Source organism: Mesorhizobium sp. M7A.F.Ca.CA.001.08.2.1 (genome assembly GCF_003998455.1).
In the GTDB taxonomy this organism is placed as follows: domain Bacteria; phylum Pseudomonadota; class Alphaproteobacteria; order Rhizobiales; family Rhizobiaceae; genus Mesorhizobium; species Mesorhizobium ciceri.
Genome location: NZ_RZPW01000561.1, coordinates 1 through 4,283 on the forward strand (window position 1 = coordinate 1; position 4,283 = coordinate 4,283).

General features: G+C 63.3%; 6 protein-coding genes. 1 reads left to right on the forward strand and 5 read right to left on the reverse strand.

The annotated features are described in order from the left end of the window. Window positions 1-532 (forward strand): sulfate transporter family protein (locus tag EN914_RS26270; protein ID WP_127389350.1); only part of this gene is annotated, 532 nt, incomplete at its 5' end. Between the two features lie 9 nt (window positions 533-541). Here the strand turns inward: EN914_RS26270 and EN914_RS26275 are convergent. From EN914_RS26275 to dut, 5 genes are all read right to left on the reverse strand, one after another. Next, window positions 542-1,540: a proline racemase family protein gene (locus tag EN914_RS26275; RefSeq protein ID WP_024505791.1), complete on the reverse strand. Its 999-nt coding sequence runs from the start codon at window positions 1,538-1,540 to the stop codon at window positions 542-544. A 13-nt stretch (window positions 1,541-1,553) separates the two neighbouring features. Then, the gene (locus tag EN914_RS26280) at window positions 1,554-2,357 is read right to left on the reverse strand and encodes an oxaloacetate decarboxylase (RefSeq protein WP_024505790.1); all 804 of its coding nucleotides are present in this window, start codon (window positions 2,355-2,357) and stop codon (window positions 1,554-1,556) included. A gap of 80 nt (window positions 2,358-2,437) precedes the next feature. Next, window positions 2,438-3,292: a hypothetical protein gene (locus EN914_RS26285; protein ID WP_024505789.1), complete on the reverse strand. Its 855-nt coding sequence runs from the start codon at window positions 3,290-3,292 to the stop codon at window positions 2,438-2,440. Between the two features lie 69 nt (window positions 3,293-3,361). Then, complete coding sequence (locus EN914_RS26290; RefSeq protein ID WP_013528046.1) at window positions 3,362-4,024, reverse strand: HAD family phosphatase; 663 nt, start codon at window positions 4,022-4,024, stop codon at window positions 3,362-3,364. Beyond that, the coding region (gene dut / locus EN914_RS26295; protein WP_127389351.1) for a dUTP diphosphatase at window positions 4,024-4,283 on the reverse strand (260 nt) is incomplete at its 5' end. The genes dut and EN914_RS26290, both read right to left, overlap by 1 nt.

The window sequence follows — 4,283 nt, forward strand, 5'->3', positions numbered from 1 at the left end:
GTCCTGGGCCGGGTGGCTCGGCGGCATCATCGCGGCAATAGCGCTTGCCTTCGGCATGGCGTTGCTCATCGCGCCGGTGACGGCTGTTGTCGCCGGCCTGTTCCTCGACGATATCGCCGAAGTGGTCGAGCGCACCGACTACCCCGGCGATCCGACCGGCCGCGCCATGCCGGCGCTGCGCTCGCTGGTGCTGTCGGCGCGATTCCTCGGTGTCGTCATTCTTGGCAACATCGTCGCGCTGCTGCTTCTCTTGGTGCCGGGCGTCAACATAGCAGCCTTCTTCATCGTCAACGGCTATCTGCTCGGGCGCGAGTTCTTCGAATTCGCAGCCATGCGCTTTCGCGGGGAAGACGAGGCCAGGGCCTTGCGCAGGCACTATGCCGGCACGGTGTTTCTCGCCGGGCTGCTCATCGCGGCTTTCCTCGCCGTGCCGTTGCTTAACCTGCTGACGCCGCTGTTCGCCGCCGCCATGATGGTGCATCTGCACAAGGCGATCTCGGTGCGGGAAGTGGCTCGCTCCTCGCGCCGCTGAGCATTTTCTTCAGCGCAATAGGAATCCGCGTCCGAGCTCGTCGTCCGCTTCGACGATGAATTCGGCCCGCCCGGAATAATAGGCGCGGCCGCCGACGCGGGCGATGATCGCCTCATGCCGTCCAGCCTTCGCCGTCCGCGCCACGGCTCCGGAAAAACGCGAGCCGGCGATGCTCTCGAATGTGCGCGTCTGTCCGATCGCGATCTCGCCCTTGGCATGCATGGCCGCCAGCCTTGCGGTGACGCCGGAACCGGTTGGCGAGCGGTCGACCTCGGCTTCGGCGAAGACGCAGATGTTTTTGGTCACCTCGCCGGAAAATGTGTCGCGGCCATCGGTCAGGATGGTGCCGTATAGGTAGGCTAGGTCGCCGTGGTCGGGATGCGACAGCGGAAATTCAGCCTTGAGCCTGTCCGTCAGCCCCGTTGCCGCATCGACGAAATCGCGCATCCGGCTTCTGCCGAATTCGAGCCCGAATTGGTGACAATCGGCCAGCGCGTAGAAGGCGCCGCCATAGGCGACGTCGAAGCCAATCGTGCCGTGGCCCGCCAATTCGATCGCCTGTCCACCGGCGAACAGGAAGGCCGGCACGCTTTCGAACGACACCGCACCGGCCTTGCCGTCCCTGACCTCGACCGAGGCGACGACCAGCCCGCACGGCGCCTCGATATTGACTGTCGTGACTGGTTCCTGTTTCGCCACCAGCCCTTCATCGATGGCGTAGCGGCCGAGCGCGACGATGGCGTGGCCGCACATCGTCGAATAACCCTCATTGTGCATGAACAGCACGGCGAGGTCGGCGCCGGGCAGGTCCGGCTCGACCAGCAAGGCGCCATACATGTCGTAATGGCCGCGTGGCTCGAACATCAGGATTTTCCTGAGATGATCGAGATGGTCGCGCACATAGGCGCGCTTTTCCAGGATCGTGCCCTTGGGGATACCGGGATAGCCGCCGGTGACGATCCTCAGCGGCTCGCCGCCGGTATGCATGTCGACCACGGTCAGCGTCATGCGACGGGCCCCATTAATCCGAAGATTTGCCGAAGAGGGCCTGCAATTTGCTGAACGGCATGGCGGCGCGGGTGAAGCCGAAGGTGCCGTCTTGCTGGATTTCGCGTGCCGCCGTTTCCAGCATGCCGTAGGCGAAATTGGTCAGCCACGGCCCGAGCGAGATACGCTTGACGCCGGCCATGGCGAGATCGGCGATGGTAAAACCCGGTACCGCCATGACATTGACCGGCTTGCTGACGGCAGAGCAGAGCGTGCGGATCATCTCGACGTTGCCGATGCCTGGCGCATAGAGTACGTCGGCGCCGGCCTTCTCGAACGCCTGCAGCCGCTTGATCGTGTCGTCGAGGTCGGACTTGCCCCAGAGGAAATTCTCGGCCCGCGCAGTGAAGACGAAATCGCGTTTCAGGGCCCGCGCCGCTTCCACGGCCGCCGCAACGCGTTCGACGGCGTGCGCAAAATCATAGATCGGCTTGTCCGGATCGCCGGTGTGGTCTTCGATCGAGCAGCCGGCAAGGCCGGCAGCTTCCGCCGCGAAGATGGTTTCGGCGGCCTGCTCGGCGCTGTCGCCCTTGCCTTTCTCGAGGTCGGCCGAGACCGGCAGGCTGGTCGCCGCGGTCACTTCGCGGCAATGGTGGATCATCTGGTCGAAGGTCACTGCGCCGTCCGGCAGGCCGCGCGAAAAGGCAAAGCCGGCGCTGGTCGTCGCCAGCGCCGTGAAGCCGAACGAGCCGAGCAGCTTGGTCGTGCCGATATCCCAGGGATTGGGCACGACGAAGGTCGAGGCATGCAGGTCGCGAAAGATCTTGCCCTTGTCCATGGTAGTTCCCCCATCGTATGCGGTGTGGCCGAACGGATTTTATCCTGCTCCATCTGGCCGGGCAAACGAATGCGGTTGGTTCAGAAGCGTTTGGCGTTCTCTCCTGCCAATTTGTCCAGCGCGTCGGAATCCTTGGCATAGTGCGACGTTGTCTTGTCCCAATGATAGGTGACGGAGATGTCGTGAGATTCAGGTTTGGGCGGCTGGTCATCGCAGCTTTCGTCGTTCACGACGGTGGCATCGGTCACCGTTACCTTGATCGCCGCATGGCGTCGGCCCTCTGCGATGGCTTTAAAGGCAACGTCCTGCGTCCGGCTATAGGCACACACGTGCTCGTCGAACAAATAGATGATGTCGATCAGCTTCAACTTGTCCCTGGCGACCATAATCAGCGGGACGATCATATAGTTCTGGTTTGAATTGGAATGCGAACTCTCGATCATGAGGATATCATCATTGGCGCCGATGCCGAGCTTGCCGGGTTCGCGGAAATAGGTGCTGCGGTCGAGGGCGACATTGGCGGCGTCGAGCAGCCTTGGTTTGCCCGTAATGTCGTAGAGCGCTAGCACCGCATAGCCTTCTGCGCTGTCTGAGGAATCGCCGAGATCGAACAGCATGGTCAGGCGGTCCTTGCCTCCCGCCTTGATGGCAAGCACGGAGGCATTGGAAAAGCCTGAGGTTTCGGGCGGCGAGCCGCCGCTGTCGGGTCCCTCGATATGGCGCATCGCGATCGGCAGCCCGCCCCTGTAAAAGCCATTCTTGTCGGCGGCGAGGTCTGGAATGATCATCCTGGCGAGGTCGAGATAGGTGATGTCTTTTTGGCCGGGCAGTGGGCTGCCGAGCTCCGGAAGGCTGGCGTCTTGCGCGCCGGCTGCGGTCCACAGCAATGGCAGCAGCATCACGGCGAGGATGAAGCGAAGCAGGTTCGTCGGCATGGTCGCCTCAGGCTGTCGGGCGCGCGGAACGTAGCACAGCCTCCCAACCCGTCCAGTCCGTCAGCCAGCTCAGTGGATCGGCACCAGCCCGGCCAGTTCGCGCATGTCGTCGAACAGGATGCCGCCGGCCTGGATAAGGCCGTCGCGGTCGGAATAGGGATCGGCGTGATAGGAAAACACCCGCATGCCGGCCGCGATGCCGGCCTGCGTGCCAGCGACGCTGTCCTCGATGACGATGCAGTCGGCAGGTGCAAAGCCCACGGTTTTCGCAGCATGCAGGAACAGGTCCGGAAACGGCTTGCCGCGCGCGACCATCGTCGAGGAAAACATCGCGTGTTCGAACAGCGGCAACAGCCCGGTCTGGCCAAGTGTGATGTGCATCTTCGACACCCGGGCCGAGGTGGCGACGCAATAGGCGATCCCGGCTGACCGCACGGCCTCGACGAATTCGCGGACATAAGGGATTGCTTCGACGCCGTGGGCGAACAGGTCTGGCAGGCCGGCGTTCCAGCGATCGACAAAATCGGCGCCAAGCCTGACGCTGGTCTCTTCTTCGATCTCTTTCTGCACCGACGCCATGCTGCGGCCGGAGAAATTCTTGCGGCAATATTCGAAGCTTGTCGGATAGCCGGCAGCGGTCAGCCATTCGGCAAGGCGCCGATTGGCCAGGTTCTCCGTATCGACCAGGATCCCGTCGCAGTCGAAGATGACAAGTTTAGGCAGTTCAGGCATCAGGCGGTGCCGGTCGATCCGAACCCGCCCGCGCCGCGCGCCGTGCCGCCGGCCAGGTTGCGCTCTTCCACGGCGGCTTGCGTCACCGCGGCAAAAACGATCTGGGCGATGCGCATGCCGCGCGTCACGGCAAAGTCCTCGTCGCCGAGATTGATCAGCAGCACCTTGACCTCGCCGCGATAGTCGCTGTCGATGGTGCCGGGCGTGTTGAGGACGGTCAGCCCATGTTTGAAGGCAAGGCCTGAGCGCGGCCGCACCT

What these genes read in the sequence shown, in the direction of transcription:
- EN914_RS26280 (WP_024505790.1), bottom strand. Translation starts at nt 2,357, where the DNA reads ATGGACAAGGGCAAGATCTTTCGCGACCTGCATGCCTCGACCTTCGTC.
- EN914_RS26290 (WP_013528046.1), bottom strand. Translation starts at nt 4,024, where the DNA reads ATGCCTGAACTGCCTAAACTTGTCATCTTCGACTGCGACGGGATCCTG.
- EN914_RS26275 (WP_024505791.1), bottom strand. Translation starts at nt 1,540, where the DNA reads ATGACGCTGACCGTGGTCGACATGCATACCGGCGGCGAGCCGCTGAGG.
- EN914_RS26285 (WP_024505789.1), bottom strand. Translation starts at nt 3,292, where the DNA reads ATGCCGACGAACCTGCTTCGCTTCATCCTCGCCGTGATGCTGCTGCCA.